The organism is Xanthomonas fragariae (genome assembly GCF_900183975.1).
GTDB classification, from domain to species: domain Bacteria; phylum Pseudomonadota; class Gammaproteobacteria; order Xanthomonadales; family Xanthomonadaceae; genus Xanthomonas; species Xanthomonas fragariae.
On sequence record NZ_LT853882.1, the window covers coordinates 2326826 to 2344998 of the forward strand.

General features: G+C 62.6%; 18 protein-coding genes. All 18 read left to right on the forward strand.

Annotated elements, in window-relative coordinates; genetic code table 11:
• The first annotated feature begins 244 nt into the window (after positions 1-244).
• Positions 245-646 carry a flagellar basal body rod protein FlgB gene (flgB, locus tag PD885_RS10830; protein ID WP_002813453.1) on the forward strand — a complete coding sequence of 134 codons (402 nt, stop codon included), beginning with the start codon at positions 245-247 and terminating at the stop codon, positions 644-646.
• 3 nt (positions 647-649) lie between these two features.
• Positions 650-1057, forward strand: a complete 408-nt coding sequence (gene flgC / locus PD885_RS10835; RefSeq protein WP_002813454.1) for a flagellar basal body rod protein FlgC — start codon at positions 650-652, stop codon at positions 1055-1057.
• A gap of 40 nt (positions 1058-1097) precedes the next feature.
• Positions 1098-1763: a flagellar hook assembly protein FlgD gene (locus tag PD885_RS10840; protein WP_002813456.1), complete on the forward strand. Its 666-nt coding sequence runs from the start codon at positions 1098-1100 to the stop codon at positions 1761-1763.
• A gap of 31 nt (positions 1764-1794) precedes the next feature.
• On the forward strand, positions 1795-3018 hold the full coding sequence (gene flgE / locus PD885_RS10845; protein ID WP_002813458.1) for a flagellar hook protein FlgE: 1224 nt from the start codon (positions 1795-1797) through the stop codon (positions 3016-3018).
• Between the two features lie 141 nt (positions 3019-3159).
• Positions 3160-3915, forward strand: a complete 756-nt coding sequence (gene flgF, locus PD885_RS10850; protein ID WP_002813460.1) for a flagellar basal-body rod protein FlgF — start codon at positions 3160-3162, stop codon at positions 3913-3915.
• 479 nt (positions 3916-4394) lie between these two features.
• Complete coding sequence (gene flgG, locus PD885_RS10855; protein ID WP_002813462.1) at positions 4395-5180, forward strand: flagellar basal-body rod protein FlgG; 786 nt, start codon at positions 4395-4397, stop codon at positions 5178-5180.
• A 38-nt stretch (positions 5181-5218) separates the two neighbouring features.
• Positions 5219-5911 (forward strand): flagellar basal body L-ring protein FlgH, encoded by a 693-nt coding sequence (flgH, locus tag PD885_RS10860; RefSeq protein ID WP_002813464.1) that lies wholly within the window; start codon positions 5219-5221, stop codon positions 5909-5911.
• Positions 5912-5921: 10 nt separating this feature from the next.
• Positions 5922-7040: a flagellar basal body P-ring protein FlgI gene (locus PD885_RS10865; RefSeq protein WP_002813471.1), complete on the forward strand. Its 1119-nt coding sequence runs from the start codon at positions 5922-5924 to the stop codon at positions 7038-7040.
• 1 nt (position 7041) lies between these two features.
• Entirely contained in the window at positions 7042-8226 is a 1185-nt protein-coding gene (locus tag PD885_RS10870) for a flagellar assembly peptidoglycan hydrolase FlgJ (protein ID WP_002813472.1), read from the forward strand.
• A gap of 11 nt (positions 8227-8237) precedes the next feature.
• Positions 8238-10112 carry a flagellar hook-associated protein FlgK gene (flgK, locus tag PD885_RS10875; protein ID WP_002813473.1) on the forward strand — a complete coding sequence of 625 codons (1875 nt, stop codon included), beginning with the start codon at positions 8238-8240 and terminating at the stop codon, positions 10110-10112.
• Entirely contained in the window at positions 10112-11317 is a 1206-nt protein-coding gene (gene flgL / locus PD885_RS10880) for a flagellar hook-associated protein FlgL (protein WP_088056865.1), read from the forward strand. The genes flgK and flgL overlap by 1 nt, the downstream gene beginning before the upstream one ends.
• 317 nt (positions 11318-11634) lie before the next feature.
• The gene (locus PD885_RS10885; protein ID WP_002813477.1) at positions 11635-12834 is read left to right on the forward strand and encodes a flagellin; all 1200 of its coding nucleotides are present in this window, start codon (positions 11635-11637) and stop codon (positions 12832-12834) included.
• A gap of 251 nt (positions 12835-13085) precedes the next feature.
• Positions 13086-14411: a flagellar filament capping protein FliD gene (fliD, locus tag PD885_RS10890; RefSeq protein WP_002813479.1), complete on the forward strand. Its 1326-nt coding sequence runs from the start codon at positions 13086-13088 to the stop codon at positions 14409-14411.
• Between the two features lie 149 nt (positions 14412-14560).
• Positions 14561-14974 (forward strand): flagellar export chaperone FliS, encoded by a 414-nt coding sequence (gene fliS, locus PD885_RS10895; protein WP_002813480.1) that lies wholly within the window; start codon positions 14561-14563, stop codon positions 14972-14974.
• A gap of 8 nt (positions 14975-14982) precedes the next feature.
• A complete protein-coding gene (locus PD885_RS10900; protein ID WP_002813482.1) occupies positions 14983-15276 on the forward strand; it encodes a hypothetical protein in 294 nt (97 codons plus the stop codon).
• On the forward strand, positions 15276-15842 hold the full coding sequence (locus PD885_RS10905; protein ID WP_088056866.1) for a PilZ domain-containing protein: 567 nt from the start codon (positions 15276-15278) through the stop codon (positions 15840-15842). The genes PD885_RS10900 and PD885_RS10905 overlap by 1 nt, the downstream gene beginning before the upstream one ends.
• Positions 15843-15911: 69 nt before the next feature.
• Positions 15912-16544, forward strand: a complete 633-nt coding sequence (locus tag PD885_RS10910; RefSeq protein ID WP_002813484.1) for a response regulator transcription factor — start codon at positions 15912-15914, stop codon at positions 16542-16544.
• Positions 16545-16767: 223 nt separating this feature from the next.
• Positions 16768-18171, forward strand: coding sequence for an RNA polymerase factor sigma-54 (gene rpoN / locus PD885_RS10915; RefSeq protein WP_002813485.1), 1404 nt, complete (start codon positions 16768-16770; stop codon positions 18169-18171).
• Positions 18172-18173 lie beyond the last annotated feature (2 nt).

Here is an 18173-nt window from a genome sequence, read left to right on the forward strand (position 1 = left end):
ACGCGTGTAGTAAAAGAATCGGGGCTGTTGTGAGCACACATATCCTACCCTAGCCAGATAATGCCGGATTAGCCGGCAAGCTGCGTACCCTTACGTTAGCGGCAGCCGCTTATCGCGATTCTCTGACGGCCCAGCTACCACTTATCGTCGGCTTAAAGCGTCCTACGCGCTCGGTGGGACCACAACAGCCCGGATCTGGCACAAACATTGCTTTCTTCCTTGCAACACTTCGCGGGAGAGCACCGTGTCCAATCCCATCTCGTCCTTCCTTGGCATCCACGGCGATGCATTGCCGCTGCGCGAGCAGCGCATGAAGTTTATCGCCAGCAATCTGAGCAATGTGGACACCCCTGGTTACAAGGCCAAGGACCTGAATTTCGAAGCGGCGCTCAAGTCGGCCGAAGGCGTGCGTGACGGCACGCTGCTGCAGACCACCGACGCTAAGCATTATGAAATCGGCAGCGGTGCCGGGCTCAATCCTTTCCAGATCACCCGCGAAGCCGACCAGCCAAGTCTGGACGGCAATACCGTCGATCCGGACGCCGAACGCGCTGCCTACGGCCGCGCCGCGCTGGAATACCGCGCGTCGCTGAGCTTCCTCGAATCCAAGGTGCGCTCGATGCTCACCGCGATCACGGGCCAATAAGTCATGAGCAATCTTCCCATCTTCGATGTGGCTGGCTCGGCGCTGCATGCGCAGTCGGTGCGCCTGAGCACGATCGCTTCCAATCTGGCCAATGCGGATTCTGTCGCGGGCTCGGCCGAGGCGACGTACAAGCCGATCGAGCCGATCTTCCAGGCCCAGCAGAACCGTCAGGACCCCAGCCTGACCTCGGTGAACGTCAAGGAGATCACCACCACCAATGCGCCACCGATCCGTCGCTACGAGCCCGGCCATCCGCTGGCCGATGCCGATGGCTACGTGTTCTCGCCCGACGTGGACCCGGTCTCGCAGATGGTCAACATGATTTCCGCCTCGCGCAATTACCAGGCAGGCGTGGAAATGCTTAATACCGCCAAAGAACTGGCGCTCGCGACTCTGACCATGGGTCGCTGACCCGTTTTAGCTGACCCTTAAACCTTACGGACTATTCCAGATGAGCACAATCGGCAGTGACCTTTACACCAGCCTTGGGCTGACCACCAGCAGCACCGTTGCCAAGAAAGAAGAGGCGCTCGGCCAGGCCGACTTCCTCAAGTTGATGACCGAACAGCTGCAGCACCAGGACCCGCTCAAACCGATGGAAAACAGCGCATTTCTAGGGCAGTTGGCGCAGTTCTCCACCGTCCAGGGCATTGGCGACCTCAATACCAAGTTCAGCAGTTTCTCCGCATCGCAGAACAGCGATCAGGTGCTGAAGGGCGCTTCGCTGGTCGGGCACAACGTGTTGGTGCCGTCGGCGCAGGTGGCCATCGATGCCACTGGCTCGGCCAATGGTGTGGTCGCCGCGACCTCGGCCGGCACCGTCAACTTCGAAATCACCGATGCAAATGGCACATTCGTCAAACAGCTCAGCGTGCCGGCCAGCGCCGCCGGTGAGGTGGCGTTTGCCTGGGATGGCACCGATGCCAATGGCAACCGCATGGTGGCCGGCAAATACGGCGTCACCGCTACCCAGACCGACACCGCCGGTGACAAGAGCAAACTACCCACCTATGTCGACGCACCGGTGGACAGCGTCACGATCGGCTCCGACGGCTTGTATCTCAACCTGATCGGGCTAGGCACTTCCCCTCTCGCCAACGTGCTCCGCGTCAGCTGAGCCGGCAACCGATACTTAAAGGAATTTATCCATGGCTTTCAATACCTCGTTGTCCGGCATCAACGCAGCCAATGCCGATCTGAACGTAACTTCCAACAACATCGCCAACGTCAACACGACCGGCTTCAAGGAATCGCGCGCCGAGTTTGCCGACATGTTCCAGAGCACCAGCTACGGACTGTCGCGCAATGCGGTGGGTTCGGGCGTGCGCGTCAGCAACGTGGCGCAGCAGTTCTCGCAAGGCAATATCGACCCGACCGGGCGCAGCTTGGATCTGGCGGTTTCCGGTGAAGGCTTCTTCACCGTAGCGTCCAACGGCGCCAAAATGTACACCCGCGCCGGCAACTTCCAGACCGACGCCAACGGCTATGTGATCAACCCGGAGGGCGCTCGCCTGCAGGTGTTCGCGCCTAACACGAGCGGTAACGGTTTCGACGTCGGCCGCCTGTCGGACCTGCAGTTGCTGACCACCGACAGCCCGCCCAAGTCGACCTCCACGGTCAACCTGGCCTTTACCTTGCCCGGTAATGCCACCGCTCCGACAGTGAGCCCGTTCGACCCGGCCGACGACAAGAGCTACAGCCATTCCACCGGCGGCATCAACGTCTACGATTCGCTGGGGGTTAGCCACGTGCAGACTTCCTACTTCGTCAAGACCGCCAACCCGAACGAGTGGCAGGTGCATAACTATGTGGACGGCACCGCGGTTGGTGCCCCGACCGTGATGCAATTCTCCGACACCGGCGCGCTGACGACCCCTGCCAACGGCATCATCGCGATGGACCCATTCACCCCGAGCACAGGTGCCGGTGTGCTGAGCATGCAGCTTAACGTCAGCGGCTCGACCCAGTACGGCGAAGCCTTTGCGCTGCGTGACACCCGCCAGGACGGTTACGCCAGCGGCAAGCTCAACGAGATCAGCATCGACACCGGTGGAGTGGTGTTCGCGCGCTACTCCAACGGCGCCGACAAGCCGCTGGGCCAGGTCGCACTGAGCAGCTTCGTCAACCCGCAGGGTCTACAGTCGCAGGGCAACAATATGTGGGCCGAAAGCTACACCTCCGGCGCCGCCCGCACCGGCGCACCGGACACCTCGGACCTGGGCCAGATCGAATCCGGCTCGCTGGAAGCGTCCACGGTGGATCTGACCGAACAGCTGGTGAACATGATCGTGGCCCAGCGCAACTTCCAGGCCAACTCGCAGATGATCTCGACCCAGGACCAGGTCACCCAGACGATCATCAATATTCGTTAAGAACCGGGATGGGTGATTCGGGATCAGGGATTGGCAAGAGCCAGTACTCCGTCAAATGGAGACCGGCCCTGCTGATCTCTCCGCTAACAGCAACCCCGTTTTTACAACTCCCCAATCCCGACTTCCAAATCCTGGTGCCTAATGGACAAAGCTCTCTACGTCGCGATGACCGGCGCCCGCGCCTCCCTGCAGGCGCAGGGCACCGTGTCGCACAATCTCGCCAACGTCGATACGGTGGGGTTCAAGGCTGCGCTGGCCAACACCGAAGCGTTCAAGATCCAGGGCAAGGGGTATCCATCGCGGATCGATGCGCTGCATGTGGACCAGGGTTTCGATCGCAGCCAGGGCCATCAGAAGGTGACCGGCAACCCGCTGGACGTGTCGCTGCAGCAGGACCGTTGGTTGTCTGTACAGGCGCCCGATGGCAGCGAGGCCTACACCCGCAATGGCGAGCTGGCGCTGACTGCCAATGGCCAGCTGGTCACCGCCAATGGCCACGCGGTGCTGGATGAAGGCGGCAACCCGATGACGATCCCGCCGCACCAGGCGATGGAGATCGGCAGCGACGGTAGTATCTCGATCATTCCGCAGGGTGAAGGCCCGCAGACCATGGCCATCGTCGGCAAGATGAAGGTGGTGGATGCCCCCGCCGACCGTTTGACGCGGCGTCCGGACGGATTGATGCGCAATAGCAGCACCGACCCGGCGCAGGCGTTTCAGGTCGCCACCGGCAAGACCATCAACAGCGGCATGCTGGAAGGCAGCAACGTGGACGCCGCTGGTGCGCTGGTGGAGATGATCCAGCTGCAGCGGCAGTTCGAAATGCAGGTCAAGATCATCAAGAACGGCGACGAAAACGCGCAGTCGGCCAATTCGCTGTTGCGTGTCAGTGGCTAACAACAGCCAGCCGGCTCCTGCGCGGTTAGCGGTTCCGGCATAGCGGATAGCGCTGCGGACGATGCCGTGCGCCTGCCGCGTATTTGCAATTGGGTTTTTTGATCTCCCGGCCTATTGCGTAGGCGCGATGCCGCCTCGCGCCTCGAAACACGTTAGACACGGCCGCGACTGAAGCAAGCATGCCCTTTTGCGTGCGCGAAGCTGGCGGTCGAGTCTGCAGGGACAACGGCGGTGCTTATCTATCGGTCGTGGCCAACGCCTGCACCGACCAGAATCGCATGTTTCCACATGCACGCGAATTTCCACGTGCACGCGAAGCTGTCCGCATGGCGCTCGCCACGCTGTCTGCCTGGCCAACACACACCGTTGCGCGTGATCCCAGGCACGGGCGACAAAATTCCGTCGCAGCTTTGGCACAGCACGTGCATATACCCAGCCGTGCCCGGAACATATTCCCGGGTCTAACGAGGAATCGGGTCATGAATCAGGCTTTGTGGGTCGCCAAAACCGGACTGGATGCGCAGCAGACGCGCATGTCGGTCATTTCCAACAACCTGGCCAATACCAACACCACCGGCTTCAAGCGCGATCGTGCTGCTTTCGAAGACCTGTTGTATCAACAAGTGCGTGCGCCCGGCGGTTCGACATCGGCGCAGACGCAGCTGCCGACCGGCCTGCAGCTGGGTACCGGCGTGCGCGTGGTGTCCACCTTCAAGGGCTTCGATCAGGGTAGCCAGCAGCAGACCGGCCGCGCGCTCGACGTGATGGTCAACGGCCGCGGTTTCTTTGAAGTGCAGATGCCCGACGGCACCTCCGCCTACACCCGCGACGGCACGTTCCAGATCAATGCGCAGGGCGAGCTGGTCACCAACAGCGGCTACCCACTGCAGCCGGGCATCCAGGTGCCGGAAGGTGCGCAGTCGCTGACTATCGGCAACGACGGCACCATCAGCGTAACGCTGGCCGGCCAGTCCGCCGCGCAGGAAATCGGTGCGTTGACGCTGACCGACTTCATCAATCCCTCGGGCCTGCAATCCAAGGGCGAAAACCTGTTCGTCGAAACCACCGCCTCTGGCCCCGCGCAGAACGGCACCCCTGGCCTCAATGGTCTGGGCAGTACCGTGCAGGGCGCGCTTGAAGGCAGCAACGTCAATACGGTGGAAGAACTGGTGAGCATGATCGAGACGCAGCGCGCCTACGAAATGAATGCCAAGGCCATTTCCACCACCGACTCGATGCTCGGTTATTTGAACAACAACGTCTGATCGGCTTGCCGGTCGCTGCCCTCCCAGGAATCCACGCCATGTCACGCCTGCCTTCCGTTTCTTCTATGTGCCTCGCCACCGCCTGCAGCCTGCTGCTGGGTGGCTGCGTGGCGGCCGGCGATGTGCGGCCATTCGCCGAACTGGCGCCGATAGTGCCGGTGGTTGCGCCGGTAGCGCAGCCCACTTCCGGTGCGATCTATGCCGCCGGCCCGGGCCTGAATTTGTACGGCGACCGCCGGGCGCGCGATGTCGGGGATCTGCTGACGGTGAATCTGGTTGAAAGCACCACCGCCTCGTCCACCGCAAACACCAGCGTCAGCAAGACCGACACCGTAGACATGAGTACGCCCACGCTGCTTGGCGTCCCGCTCACCCTCAATGGCACCGATGTGCTGCGCAACTCCACCAGCGGCGACCGCAGCTTTGCCGGCAAGGGCAACACGGCGCAAAGCAATCGTATGCAGGGAAGCGTGACCGTCACCGTGATGCAGCGCCTGCCCAACGGCAATCTGGTGATTCAGGGGCAGAAGAATCTGCGCCTGACCCAGGGCGACGAGCTGGTGCAGGTGCAAGGCATCGTGCGCGCCGCCGACATCGCCCCGGACAACACCTTGCCCTCCAGCAAGGTAGCTGATGCACGCATCGCCTACGGCGGCCGCGGCGCCATCGCACAGTCCAACGCGATGGGGTGGCTGAGCCGCTTCTTCAATTCCCGTCTGTCGCCCTACTGAGCCTGCGACCATGAATCTGTCTTCCCTGCCCTTCCGTCTCCTTGCTGCCGCCGTGGCGCTGTGCGCGATCGCCGCGCCGGCCTCGGCCGAGCGCATCAAGGATCTTGCCCAGGTCGGCGGCGTGCGCGGCAATGCGCTGGTCGGTTATGGCCTGGTGGTTGGCCTGGATGGCAGCGGCGACCGCACCAGCCAAGCACCCTTCACCGTGCAGAGTTTGAAAAGCCTGCTGGGAGAGTTAGGCGTCAATGTTCCGGCGAACGTCAACCCGCAGCTGAAAAACGTCGCGGCCGTGGCGATCCACGCCGAACTGCCGCCGTTCGCCAAGCCCGGCCAGCCAATCGACATCACGGTCTCCTCGATCGCCAATGCAGTCTCGCTGCGCGGCGGCTCGCTGCTGATGGCACCGCTCAAAGGCGCCGACGGCCAAGTCTATGCGATGGCCCAGGGCAACTTGGTGGTCGGTGGCTTCGGCGCGCAAGGCAAGGACGGCTCGCGGATGTCAGTCAACATTCCCAGTGTCGGTCGCATCCCCAACGGCGCCACAGTTGAACGCGCATTGCCGGACGTGTTTGCCGGCAACAGCGAGATCACCCTCAACCTGCATCAAAACGATTTCACCACTGTCTCGCGCATGGTCGCGGCGATCGACAGCAGCTTCGGCGCCGGTACCGCACGTGCGGTCGATGGCGTGACCGTGGCGGTGCGCTCGCCGACCGACCCTGGCGCCCGTATCGGCCTGCTGTCCCGGTTGGAAAACGTCGAGCTCTCTCCGGGCGACGCGCCGGCCAAGATCGTGGTCAACGCACGCACCGGCACGGTAGTGATCGGCCAGTTGGTGCGGGTGATGCCGGCAGCAATCGCGCATGGCTCGCTTACCGTGACCATCAGCGAGAACACCAACGTCAGCCAGCCAGGTGCCTTCAGTGGCGGCCGCACGGCGGTGACACCGCAATCGACGATCACGGCCACCTCCGAAGGCAGCCGCATGTTCAAGTTCCAAGGCGGCACCACGCTTGATCAGATCGTACGTGCAGTTAACGAAGTGGGCGCCGCTCCCGGCGACCTGGTGGCCATTCTGGAAGCGCTGAAGCAAGCCGGTGCACTCACGGCGGAGCTAGAGGTGATCTGACATGCGTATCGCAGCCTCGCCCATTGATCTCAATCCGAGCACCAAGGCCGATCCCGCAAAGATCGACAAGGTGTCACGTCAGCTCGAAGGACAGTTCGCTCAGATGCTGGTCAAGAGCATGCGCGATGCAAGCTCCGGGGACCCGATGTTTCCTGGCGAAAACCAGATGTTCCGCGAGATGTACGACCAGCAGATGGCCAAGGCATTGACCGAAGGCAAGGGTCTGGGCCTGTCGGCGATGATCTCCAAGCAGCTGAGCGGCGATACCGGCGGCCCGGCGTTGAACACCTCGCTGAGCACCGCCGATGCCGCCAAGGCCTATTCGCTGGTGGCTGGCCGGCGCGATGCATCGTTGCCGCTGCCCGCCCGCGACGGCGCGGCGACCGGCATCGGTGCGAGCACCGGCACGGGCAGTGGAACCGGTGCAGGCAGCCTGAGCGGCATCGGCATCGGCGTGAGCCAGGTGCTGGATTTGATCGCCGGGCGTACCGGTGGCAGCGACTCCGGCAGCGACGATGCGGCCGCGCCGAGCTGGCCGGCGGCCAACGACCGCTGGAGCGATGTGGCCGCCAGCGATGTCGCCGATGCCAATGCCGCGGTCAATGCGAGCGCCGCCAGCAGTGCTGCCGCCAGTCTGGGCGAAAGCACCCCGGAGGGCTTCGTCGCCAAGATCTGGACGCATGCGCAGAAAGCTGCGCGCGAACTGGGCGTGGATCCGCGGGCGCTGGTGGCACAGGCCGCGCTGGAAACCGGCTGGGGCCGGCGTGGCATCGGTAATGGCGGCGATTCCAACAACCTGTTCGGCATCAAGGCCACTGGCTGGAGTGGCGACAAGGTCACCACCGGCACCCACGAATACGTCAATGGCGTCAAAGTCACCGAAACCGCAGATTTCCGCGCTTACGGCTCGGCCGAAGCGAGCTTTGCCGACTACGTGCGGCTGCTGAAGAACAACAGTCGCTACCAGCCCGCACTGCAGGCCGGCACCGATATCAAGGGTTTTGCACGCGGCTTGCAACAGGCCGGGTACGCCACCGATCCGGGCTACGCAGCCAAGATCGCGGCGATCGCCAACGGTCCGACCATCGACCGTGCGGTCGCCGCAATTGGCAACGCGGCGGCGGACCTGTCCAACCGCTATGCCAGCAACGCCGGGCCCGCCGGGCTTGGCACCATCCGTCGTTGAGGTAAACGCCCATGTCCATCATGTCCACCGGGACCAGTGCGCTGATCGCCTTCCAACGGGCGTTGTCGACCGTTAGTCATAACGTCGCCAACATCAATACCGAAGGCTACAGCCGCCAGCGTGTGGAGTTCGCAACGCGCACGCCGACCGACATGGGCTACGGGTACGTGGGCAATGGCGCCAAGATCACTGACGTGAGCCGCGTGGCCGACCAGCTGGCCATCTCGCGTCTGCTCGACAGCGGCGGCGAACTATCGCGGCTGCAACAGTTGTCGTCGTTGTCCGATCGCGTGGACAGCCTGTACTCCAATACCGCCACCAGCGTGGCAGGGCTGTGGTCGAACTTCTTCGACTCCACCAGTGCGGTCTCGTCCAATGCCTCTTCCACCGCCGAGCGGCAGAGCATGCTCGACAGCGGCAACAGCCTGGCTACGCGTTTCAAGCAGCTCAACGGGCAAATGGACAGCCTGAGCAATGAGGTCAACAGCGGCTTGACCGGCTCGGTGGACGAGGTCAATCGCCTGACGCAACAGATCGCCAAGATCAACGGGACCATCGGCAACAATATCGACAACGCCGCGCCAGACCTGCTCGATCAACGCGATGCGCTGGTCTCCAAACTGGTCGGCTACACCGGTGGAACCGCTGTGATCCAGGACGGCGGCTTCATGAATGTTTTCACCGCTGGTGGCCAAGCGCTGGTGGTGGGTACCACTTCATCCAAGCTGACCACCGTTGCCGATCCGTATCAGCCGACCAAGCTGCAGGTGGCGATGCAGACCCAAGGCCAGAATGTCAGCCTCAGTGCCAACTCGCTGGGCGGGCAGATCGGCGGCCTACTGGATTTCCGCACCAGCGTGCTCGAACCGACCCAGGCCGAACTCGGCCGTCTTGCCGTGGGCATGGCCAGCACCTTCAACGCAGGTCACAGCCAGGGTATGGACCTGTATGGCGCGATGGGCGGCAATTTCTTCAATATCGACTCGCCCACCACCGCCGCCAACCCGAACAACACCGGCAGCGCGTCGCTGAGCGCAAGTTTCAGCAACATGTCTGCAGTGAACGGCCAGAACGTCACGCTCAGCTTCGACGGCGCCGCCTGGAAAGCCACCAACGCCAGCACCGGCTCCGCCGTGCCCATGACCGGCACCGGCACTGCGGCCAATCCGCTGGTGCTCAATGGCGTCAGCATGGTGGTTGGCGGCACCCCGGCCAGCGGCGACAAGTTCCTGTTGCAGCCCACCGCCGGGCTGGCTGGTACCTTGTCGGTGGCGATCACCGACCCCTCGCGCATCGCCGCCGCCACCCCGGTCAAGGCCACCGCCACGGTCGCCAACCTGGGCACCGGGAAGATCAGCGACGTCAAAGTGACCAATGCGCAGAATCCCGCGCTGCTGACGCCGGCGTCGGTGGAGTTCATCGACGCCAACCAATACACCATCGATGGAACCGGCCCGTTTACTTACACCGCCGGCCAGACTATCAGCGCCAACGGCTGGAGCTTTGCGCTGGATGGCGCGCCCAAGGCCGGCGACACCTTTGGCGTCGGCCCGATGGGTGCCGGCTCCAGCGACAACGGCAATGTCAAGTTACTGGCCAAGGTCGAAGACGCCAAGGCGCTCAACGGCGGCACCGTCACGCTTAACGGCGCGTTGTCGGGCCTGACCACCTCGGTCGGCTCGGCTGCGCGTGCGGCCAATTATTCGGCCGATGCGCAGAAGGTCATCAACGACCAGGCACAGGCCAGCCGCGATTCGATTTCCGGCGTCAACCTCGATGAGGAAGCCGCCAACATGCTGAAACTGCAGCAGGCCTATCAAGCCGCCGCGCAGATGATTTCCACCGCCGACACCATCTTCCAAGCCATCCTGGGCGCCGTACGCTGATGACCGACCGTATCTCCACCAGCATGATGTACAGCCAGTCGGTGTCGTCGATGACGGCCAAGCAGTCGCGGCTGAACCAACTCGAAGCCCACCTCGCCAGCGGGCAGCGCCTGGTCACCGCCAAGGACGACCCGGTCGCCGCCGGCACCGCCCTCGGTCTGGATCGCGCCCTGGCTGCGATCACCCAGTTTGGCGAAAATGCCAACAACGTAAAGAACCGGCTCGGCCTGCAGGAAACCGTGCTGGCGCAGGCCGGCGACGCCATGACGCGCGTCAACGAGTTGGCGATTCAGGCCAACAGCTCGGCGCTGGCGCCCAGCGACCGCAAGGCGATCGCCTCGGAACTGACCGCACTGCGCGACAGCATGGTGAGCCTGGCCAACAGTACAGACGGCACCGGGCGCTACCTGTTCGGCGGCGCCGCCGACGGCAGCGCGCCGTTCATCAAGAGCAATGGCGGCGTCACCTACAACGGCGACCAGACCCAGAAGCAGGTTGAAGTGGCGCCGGACACCTTTGTCAGCGACACCCTGCCCGGCAGCGAAATCTTCATGCGCATCCGTACCGGCGACGGCAGCTTGGATGCGCTCGCAAATGGCGCCAATACCGGCACCGGGCTGCTGCTGGATTTCAGCCGCGATTCCAGTACCGGCAGCTGGAATGGCAGCAGCTACAGCGTGCAGTTCACCGCCGCCAACACCTACGAGGTGCGCGACAGTGCCAATGCGGTAGTCAGCACCGGCACTTACAAAGATGGCGAAGACATCAACGCGGCCGGCGTGCGCATGCGCATCAGCGGCGCGCCTGCGGTGGGCGACAGTTTCCAGATCGGTGCTTCCGGGACCAAGGACGTGTTCTCCACCATCGACGACCTGGTCGGCGCGCTCAACGCCGACACGCTGACCCCGCCGCAGAAGGCGGCGATGATCAACACGCTGCAGACTTCGATGCGAGACATTGCGCAGGCTTCGTCGAAGGTGATCGATGCGCGCGCTTCGGGCGGTGCGCAGTTGTCGGCCATTGACAACGTCAACGCGCTGCTCGAATCCAACGAAGTCACGCTCAAGACCACCTTGTCGTCGATCCGCGATCTGGACTACGCCGCGGCAATTGGGCAGTACCAACTCGAAAAAGCCTCGTTGCAGGCCGCTCAAACGATTTTTCAGCAGATGCAGTCGTTGTCGTTGTTCGACCTGATCCGCTGATTTGCAGCAGAAAACCAGCGTTTTGTCCGCTCCTGCGCGTGCGCACCTGCGCAGACAGACAGATTTTGTTTTTAGAAAATTATACAGGTGCTAAAGATCTATGGGGTGCTGCCGAATTAAACCGGACCCCTTGATACACAACGTTTCCGTATTTCGTCCCGATGCAGAAAAACAGAAAAAAATACTGGATTTCGCTAAAGGTTCCCGACGCAACGCCGTTATTTATCTCAGCAGCGGCAACGGCCAACTTGATGGCCCCCCTGCGGAGGCTCCAGGCAAGTCCCCCTTGCCGGAAAAATCGCTCAGGAGAGATCAAAATGGCACAGGTAATCAACACCAACGTAATGTCGCTGAACGCTCAGCGTAACCTCAACACCAATAGCACGAGTTTGGCGCTGAGCATTCAGCAATTGTCCTCGGGCAAGCGCATCACCAGCTTCTCGGTCGATGCGGCCGGCGGTGCAATTGCCGAGCGCTTCACCACGCAGATTCGCGGCTTGGACGTCGCTTCGCGCAACGCTAACGACGGTATCTCGCTGTCACAGACCGCCGAAGGCGCGATGCAGGAAATCGGCAACAACCTGCAGCGTATTCGCGAGCTGTCGGTGCAGTCTGCCAACGCGACCAACTCGTCCACCGACCGCGAGGCGCTGAACTCGGAAGTTAAGCAGCTCACCTCCGAAATCGATCGCGTTGCCAACCAGACCAGCTTCAACGGCACCAAACTGCTCGACGGCTCCTTCAGCGGCGCGTTGTTCCAGGTCGGCGCAGACACCGGCCAGACCATCGGCATCAACAGCATCGCCGATGCCAATGTCGATTCGCTGGGCAAGGCCAACTTCGCCGCCGCGGTTTCCGGTGGCGGCGTAAGCGGTACCGCGACTGCTTCTGGTTCGGTTTCCGGCATCAGTCTGTCGTTCAACGACGCCAGCGGTTCAGCCAAAAGCATCACCATCGCTGACGTCAAGGTCGGGGCCGGCGACACCGCGGCTGACGTGAACAAGAAGGTTGCTTCGGCGATCAACGACAAGCTGGACCAGACCGGCATGTATGCCTCGATCAAGTCCGACGGTACGGTGCAGATCGAATCGCTGAAAGCCGGCCAGGACTTCACCTCGCTGTCGGCCGGCACCTCCAGCGCCACCGGCATTACCGTGGGCACCGGCATTACCACCGCCTCGGCCGCTTCCGGCTCCGCCGCCTCGACCCTGAGCAACCTGGATATCTCCACGTTCTCGGGTGCACAGAAAGCCCTGGAAATCGTCGACAAGGCGCTGACCACGGTCAACACCTCGCGCGCCGACATGGGTGCGGTGCAGAACCGCTTCACCTCCACCATCGCCAACTTGGCCGCCACCTCGGAGAACCTGTCGGCCTCGCGCAGCCGGATCGCCGATACCGACTACGCCAAAACCACCGCCGAGTTGACCCGCACGCAGATCCTGCAGCAGGCCGGCACCGCGATGCTGGCCCAGGCCAAGTCGGTTCCGCAGAACGTGCTGAGCCTGCTGCAGTAATCGTCAGCGCTTTGCAGTAAGTCCAAAGCCCCTCCTCAGAGGGGCTTTTTTTTGACTGAAGATCTGATGCGACTGCTGCCGCGGTTTTTTTTGACGCAGTTTCCTGACGCATCCTAAGCATGGAAATTGCACAGACCAAGCGTCGTGACTGAGAACGGGCGCTGCCGCTAAAGTCCCCCTGGATGCGGCCGATACTCAACTCGTAATCCAATGCATCCGCTTTCGCCGGACGCCTAGACGAGGAATCCACCATGGCATCGTTGATCAGCACTTCCGGCTCCGGACTGGATGTCCCTACCGTGGTCTCTACGCTTGTGGCCCAGCGCAAGGATCCCGAGCAGGCCCGCATCAATAAGGCCGGCACTGCGGCAACGACCCAGCTGTCGGCGATCAGCCAGATCAAGAGCAGCATGACCACGCTTAAATCTGCGCTGGACAAGGTCGTCAGCAGCGCCGACACCAACGCCTACAAGGCCACGGTGCCGACCGACGCCGGCTTTACCGCCACCACTACCAGCACCGCTGCTCCCGGCAACTATTCGGTGGAAGTGGTTTCGCTGTCCGCCGCTCAGAAACTGGCCTCTGGTGCGTTTACCGCCGATGCCACGGTCGGCAGCGGGACGCTGACGATCGGCTACGGCGACAGCAGCGTCACCGTGGATATCAGCGGCACCGATAAGCTCACCGACATCGCCGCCGCCATCAACAAGGCAGCGGGTGGCAAGGGCGTCACCGCAAGTGTGGTGACCGCCAACGATGGTCAACATCTGGTGTTCAATGCAGTAGACACCGGCGTGAAGGGCGCACTAACCGTCAGTGCCAGCGACCCGAGCTTGAGCAGCCTCACCTTCGGCGTCGGCGTGACCGGCGGCTTGACACAATCCGTGGCCGCCGTCGACGCGCGGGTGCGCGTGGATGGCTTCGAGCGCACTTCCAGTTCCAACACGATCACCGACATCGTGCCCGGCGTGGTGCTCAACCTCACCAAGGCTGCCGAAGGCACCAAGTTCAATCTGGGTGTCGCTGCCGACACCAGTGGCCTCAAGGGCAATCTCACCGCGTTCGCCGCCGCCTACAACACTGCCAATACGCTGTTAAAGAACAGCAGCAGTTATGACGCCACCACCAAGACGGCCTCGGCATTAACCGGCGACTCGCTGGTGCGCGGCCTGCAGCAGCAGTTGCGTGGCCAGGTCAGCGGCAACGTCAATGAACTCAAGGCGCTGGGCCTGAGTATCGACAAGGATGGCGTAATGAGCTTTGACAACGCCAAGTTCGATACCGCCATTGCCGCCGACGGCGGTGCCGCCACCGACGCGTTGGGCAAGGACAGCAAGTTCAGCTCCGGGATGACCAAGTTGCTGGAAAGCAACGTCAACGCCACCACCGGCACCCTAAGCTTGCGCTCGGACAGCCTTAACAAGCAGATCAAGGGCTACGAGACCGATCTGGACGACCTCGATGCACGCATGACGAAGTTCAGCGACCGCTTGACCGCGCAGTTCACCGCGATGGAAGTCTTGGTCAGCAAGCTGCAGAGCAGCACCGGCTCGCTTAGCAGCCTGCTGACAAGCTAATTTCCGTGCTGCGGGTCCTCAAGTCCTGCAAGGGTCTTGCCGATACATGAAGGGCCTATCGTAATTCGGCCTTGCCTTCTGGCAGGAGCGTCGTCGCAGGAGCACAGCGCTCCGGGACCAGCGAAGGTCAGCCTATTGAGGAGTCATCCATGTACGGTTCCAATCGTCAGTCTGCCGAGCAATACCGCAAGGTCGGCGTATCCACCAGCGTGACCGAAGCCGGCCCGCACAAGCTGGTGTCGCTGCTGTTCGCCGGCGCCTGCCAACGCATTCGTCTGGCCCAGGCCTGCCTGGCGCAGGGCGATCAGGCGCGCAAGGGCAAGGCTATCGGCGAAGCCTGTGCGATCGTCGGTCATTTGAATGGTTCGCTCGATCACGAAGTCGGTGGCGAGATCGCCGGTAACCTTTCGGCCCTGTACGACTACGTGATGCAGCGGCTGACCGCAGCCAACCTGCACAACGACGAGTCCGAATTGGTCGAAGCGCTGGATCTGCTGAGCGAAATAGACTCGGCTTGGAATTCCATTCCCCTGGATCAACGCGGCATTGCTGCCGTCTCGTGAGTTAACTCATGCATAGCGTGCAAAGTCTTCAAGCAGAAATCGCCGACCTCCGCATCGCCATGGCGCACGAGGAATTCGAAGCGATGCCGCAGATGCTGGATAACCACGACCTGCACTTGCGCGAATATGCGCAACATGTAGATCTGAACCAGGACCGCGACGCGTTGCAGACCTTGCTGACGATGCACCACGATCTGATGCGCCTGATGCGCGAGCGTCAACGCAAGTTGGCTGAAATGATCCGCGCGCAACGCACTTCCTCGTCGGCCAGCCGCGCTTATGCACGGGTCGGACGGATTTAATGACCGCGCTCGGCTCACTCGCGCCATCCGCCGATGCCGAGCTGTTTGCCGACACGCTGAGTTGCCAATTGCGTCTACCGGCCGGCTTCCGCGCAGGTAGCGATGCCGGCTCGCATAGTGCTGCAGAAACCTTGCTGCGCAGTCTGGGCCAAGTCGAAGACCTGCGCAGCGATGAAACCAGCGAAGACCGCGGCGAACTGCCGCTGCTGGTGCAGCGCATGGACGCCAAGCTTGATCTGATGCTCGCGTTGATCGGCCGCCTGGTACATCAGGGCGAAAACGGCCTGATCCACGGTACCGTGCGCTGGTCGGTGCGCGGCATCTGCCTGAGTGGCGCAACCGGTCACGCGCCGGGCACGAAGGGCAGCGTCTGTTTGCAGCCATCCGACTGGCTGCCTGAATTGGTAAAACTTCCTGCCGAAGTGCTGACAAGCGCCAGCGATGGCCACGATGACTGGCTGTGGCTGAGGTTTGCCCCGCTTTCCACAGGCTTGCAGGACGCGCTGGAACGGCACTTGTTCCGTCTGCATCGTCGTCAAATTGCCGACGCCCGCCGCCAGCGCTGACGCCGATGGTTGGCGCGAGGCGCCGGGTCGGCTAATGTGCTCTTTACTGAAAAAGGTTTCTTCTGCGCCGTGCGAGTCATCATCGTCGACGATCACACCCTTGTCCGCGCCGGCCTGTCCAGGCTGCTGCAAACCTTCGCTGGCATTGATGTCGTGGGCGAGGCAAGCAACGCGCAGCAAGCCTTGGATATGACATCCCTGCACCGCCCCGATTTGGTGCTGATGGATCTGTCCTTGCCCGGCCGCAGCGGCCTGGATGCCATGACCGACGTGCTGCGCGCCGCGCCGCGCACGCATGTGGTGATAATGTCGATGCACGACGACGCGGTGCATGTGCGCGACGCACTGGATCGCGGCGCGGTCGGCTTCGTGGTCAAAGACGCCGCACCGCTGGAACTGGAATTGGCATTGCGTGCCGCCGCCGCCGGCCAGGTGTTCCTGAGCCCGCAGATTTCTTCCAAGATGATCGCGCCGATGCTGGGCCGCGAGAAACCGGTCGGTATTGCCGCACTGTCGCCACGTCAACGCGAAATCCTGCGCGAAATCGGACGCGGCCAGAGCAACAAGGAAATCGCCGCTGACCTTGGCATTAGCGTCAAGACCGTCGAAACCCATCGCGCGCGCATGATGGAATCGCTCGGCTGCCGTCGCGCCAACGATCTGGTGCTGCTAGCAGCCAAACACCACAACGAGCTGGTCTGAGGCGCCGACGTCGGTGGATTGCTTTCACACTACCGACGATCAAAACTGGTGACGAAATTGCGGCGGGCACGCTTGAGTCCGCATGTAGTGTCAGGGGGTTTCTGACATGTTGTCAGGAAAATCATGAGTCACCTCACACGACTCCCTGATTAAAAACCTGCGGCATTATGTTGCAAGATGCGTTCCATGGCCGCTACATGCGGCGCCCTCCGGAAGCGCCTCCATGAAGACGATTATTGCCGCCCAGCTTGGCCAGCAACTGCACCTCACCCCGCAGTTGCTGCAGTCGATCCGTCTGTTGCAATTGGACGGCATGCAGCTGGAGCTGGAGATTCGCCGCGCTTTGGAAACCAACCCGCTGCTGGAACTGGAAGAGCTGGTTGACAGCAGCGACGACGACGCTGCCAGCGATGATGGCGCTGCCGATATCGCAGCGTTCGACGAGTTGCCGGAAAGCACGATGTGGGACGTGCAGAGCAGCAGCTGGAACGATGGCGACGACGACCGCATGCAACGCGTGGCGGCTGGCGAATCCACCGACCCGCACGTGCGCATCCTGCGCGAGCTGGCGCTGGACCTGGACGAGGCCACATTGGGGGCCGCTGCGTTTTGGCTGGAGCAGACCGACGATGCCGGCTATCTGCGCGAGGCGCTGTCGACGCTGCAGCAGCTAGGCGCCGCGCGCCTGGGCATGACCGTGGAGGGAGTGGAAGCGATCCGTCAGCGCCTGCTACACGGTGACCCTGCCGGCCTGGCCGCCTGCGATCTGCGCGAGTGTCTGCAGGCCCAGCTAAGTGCCCTGCCCGGTCGCGTGCCGGCCCGCCATTTGGCCGAGCGCATCCTCGCCGGCGATCTGGAATTGCTGGCCAGCCACGACTACGCGGTGCTGGCACGTGCGCACGACACCGAGGTCGGAGACGCCCGCGAGGCGGTGCGGCTGATCCTGTCGCTGCAGCCACGTCCGGGCGACGACCTGCTGCAGGAAAGCAACGCCAGCGTGATTCCGGATGTGCTTGCCTGGCATGCCGATGGCAGCTGGCGGGTGGCATTGAATCCGGCCACCACCCATCGCGTCAGCATCAACCCGGTGCACGAGCGCGCACTGGCCGAGGCTGGCGACGCTGCGCAGCCGCTGCGCGACATGCTGCAGGAAGCGCGCTGGCTGACCCGTGGGTTGTCGATGCGCTACGAAACCTTGCTGCGCGCAACGCGCGCCATCGTCGAACGTCAGGCCGCCTTCCTGGCGCGCGGCGAAGAAGCGATGGCACCGCTGACCTTGAAAGAAATCGCCGACGAGATCGGCATGCACGAATCGACGATTTCGCGCATTACCACCGGAAAATACATACAAACCCCGCGCGGCACATTCGAACTCAAGCATTTCTTCGCGGTGCGCCTGGAAGGCGCCAGCGTCTCCGGCCAGGCGGTCAAGGCGATGGTGCGCCGGCTGATCGAGAGCGAGCCGGCAGGTCGGCCACTGGCCGACGAAGCCATTGCCGGGCTACTGTCGCGTCAAGGCGTTAATATTGCGCGCCGGACCGTGGCCAAGTACCGCGAGCAACTGGACATCGCCCCGGCCCGCGAGCGCCGCCGCATCAATAAACCGCTGCTTGCACGAGCGGGATAAGG

Excerpts from the sequence above, each read along its gene's own strand:
- flgG (WP_002813462.1), top strand. The coding sequence starts at position 4,395 with ATGAATCAGGCTTTGTGGGTCGCCAAAACCGGACTGGATGCGCAGCAG.
- PD885_RS10905 (WP_088056866.1), top strand. The coding sequence starts at position 15,276 with ATGACCGCGCTCGGCTCACTCGCGCCATCCGCCGATGCCGAGCTGTTT.
- PD885_RS10900 (WP_002813482.1), top strand. The coding sequence starts at position 14,983 with ATGCATAGCGTGCAAAGTCTTCAAGCAGAAATCGCCGACCTCCGCATC.
- PD885_RS10870 (WP_002813472.1), top strand. The coding sequence starts at position 7,042 with ATGCGTATCGCAGCCTCGCCCATTGATCTCAATCCGAGCACCAAGGCC.
- flgE (WP_002813458.1), top strand. The coding sequence starts at position 1,795 with ATGGCTTTCAATACCTCGTTGTCCGGCATCAACGCAGCCAATGCCGAT.
- PD885_RS10840 (WP_002813456.1), top strand. The coding sequence starts at position 1,098 with ATGAGCACAATCGGCAGTGACCTTTACACCAGCCTTGGGCTGACCACC.
- PD885_RS10885 (WP_002813477.1), top strand. The coding sequence starts at position 11,635 with ATGGCACAGGTAATCAACACCAACGTAATGTCGCTGAACGCTCAGCGT.
- PD885_RS10865 (WP_002813471.1), top strand. The coding sequence starts at position 5,922 with ATGAATCTGTCTTCCCTGCCCTTCCGTCTCCTTGCTGCCGCCGTGGCG.
- rpoN (WP_002813485.1), top strand. The coding sequence starts at position 16,768 with ATGAAGACGATTATTGCCGCCCAGCTTGGCCAGCAACTGCACCTCACC.
- flgC (WP_002813454.1), top strand. The coding sequence starts at position 650 with ATGAGCAATCTTCCCATCTTCGATGTGGCTGGCTCGGCGCTGCATGCG.
- flgH (WP_002813464.1), top strand. The coding sequence starts at position 5,219 with ATGTCACGCCTGCCTTCCGTTTCTTCTATGTGCCTCGCCACCGCCTGC.
- fliD (WP_002813479.1), top strand. The coding sequence starts at position 13,086 with ATGGCATCGTTGATCAGCACTTCCGGCTCCGGACTGGATGTCCCTACC.
- fliS (WP_002813480.1), top strand. The coding sequence starts at position 14,561 with ATGTACGGTTCCAATCGTCAGTCTGCCGAGCAATACCGCAAGGTCGGC.
- flgK (WP_002813473.1), top strand. The coding sequence starts at position 8,238 with ATGTCCATCATGTCCACCGGGACCAGTGCGCTGATCGCCTTCCAACGG.
- flgF (WP_002813460.1), top strand. The coding sequence starts at position 3,160 with ATGGACAAAGCTCTCTACGTCGCGATGACCGGCGCCCGCGCCTCCCTG.
- flgL (WP_088056865.1), top strand. The coding sequence starts at position 10,112 with ATGACCGACCGTATCTCCACCAGCATGATGTACAGCCAGTCGGTGTCG.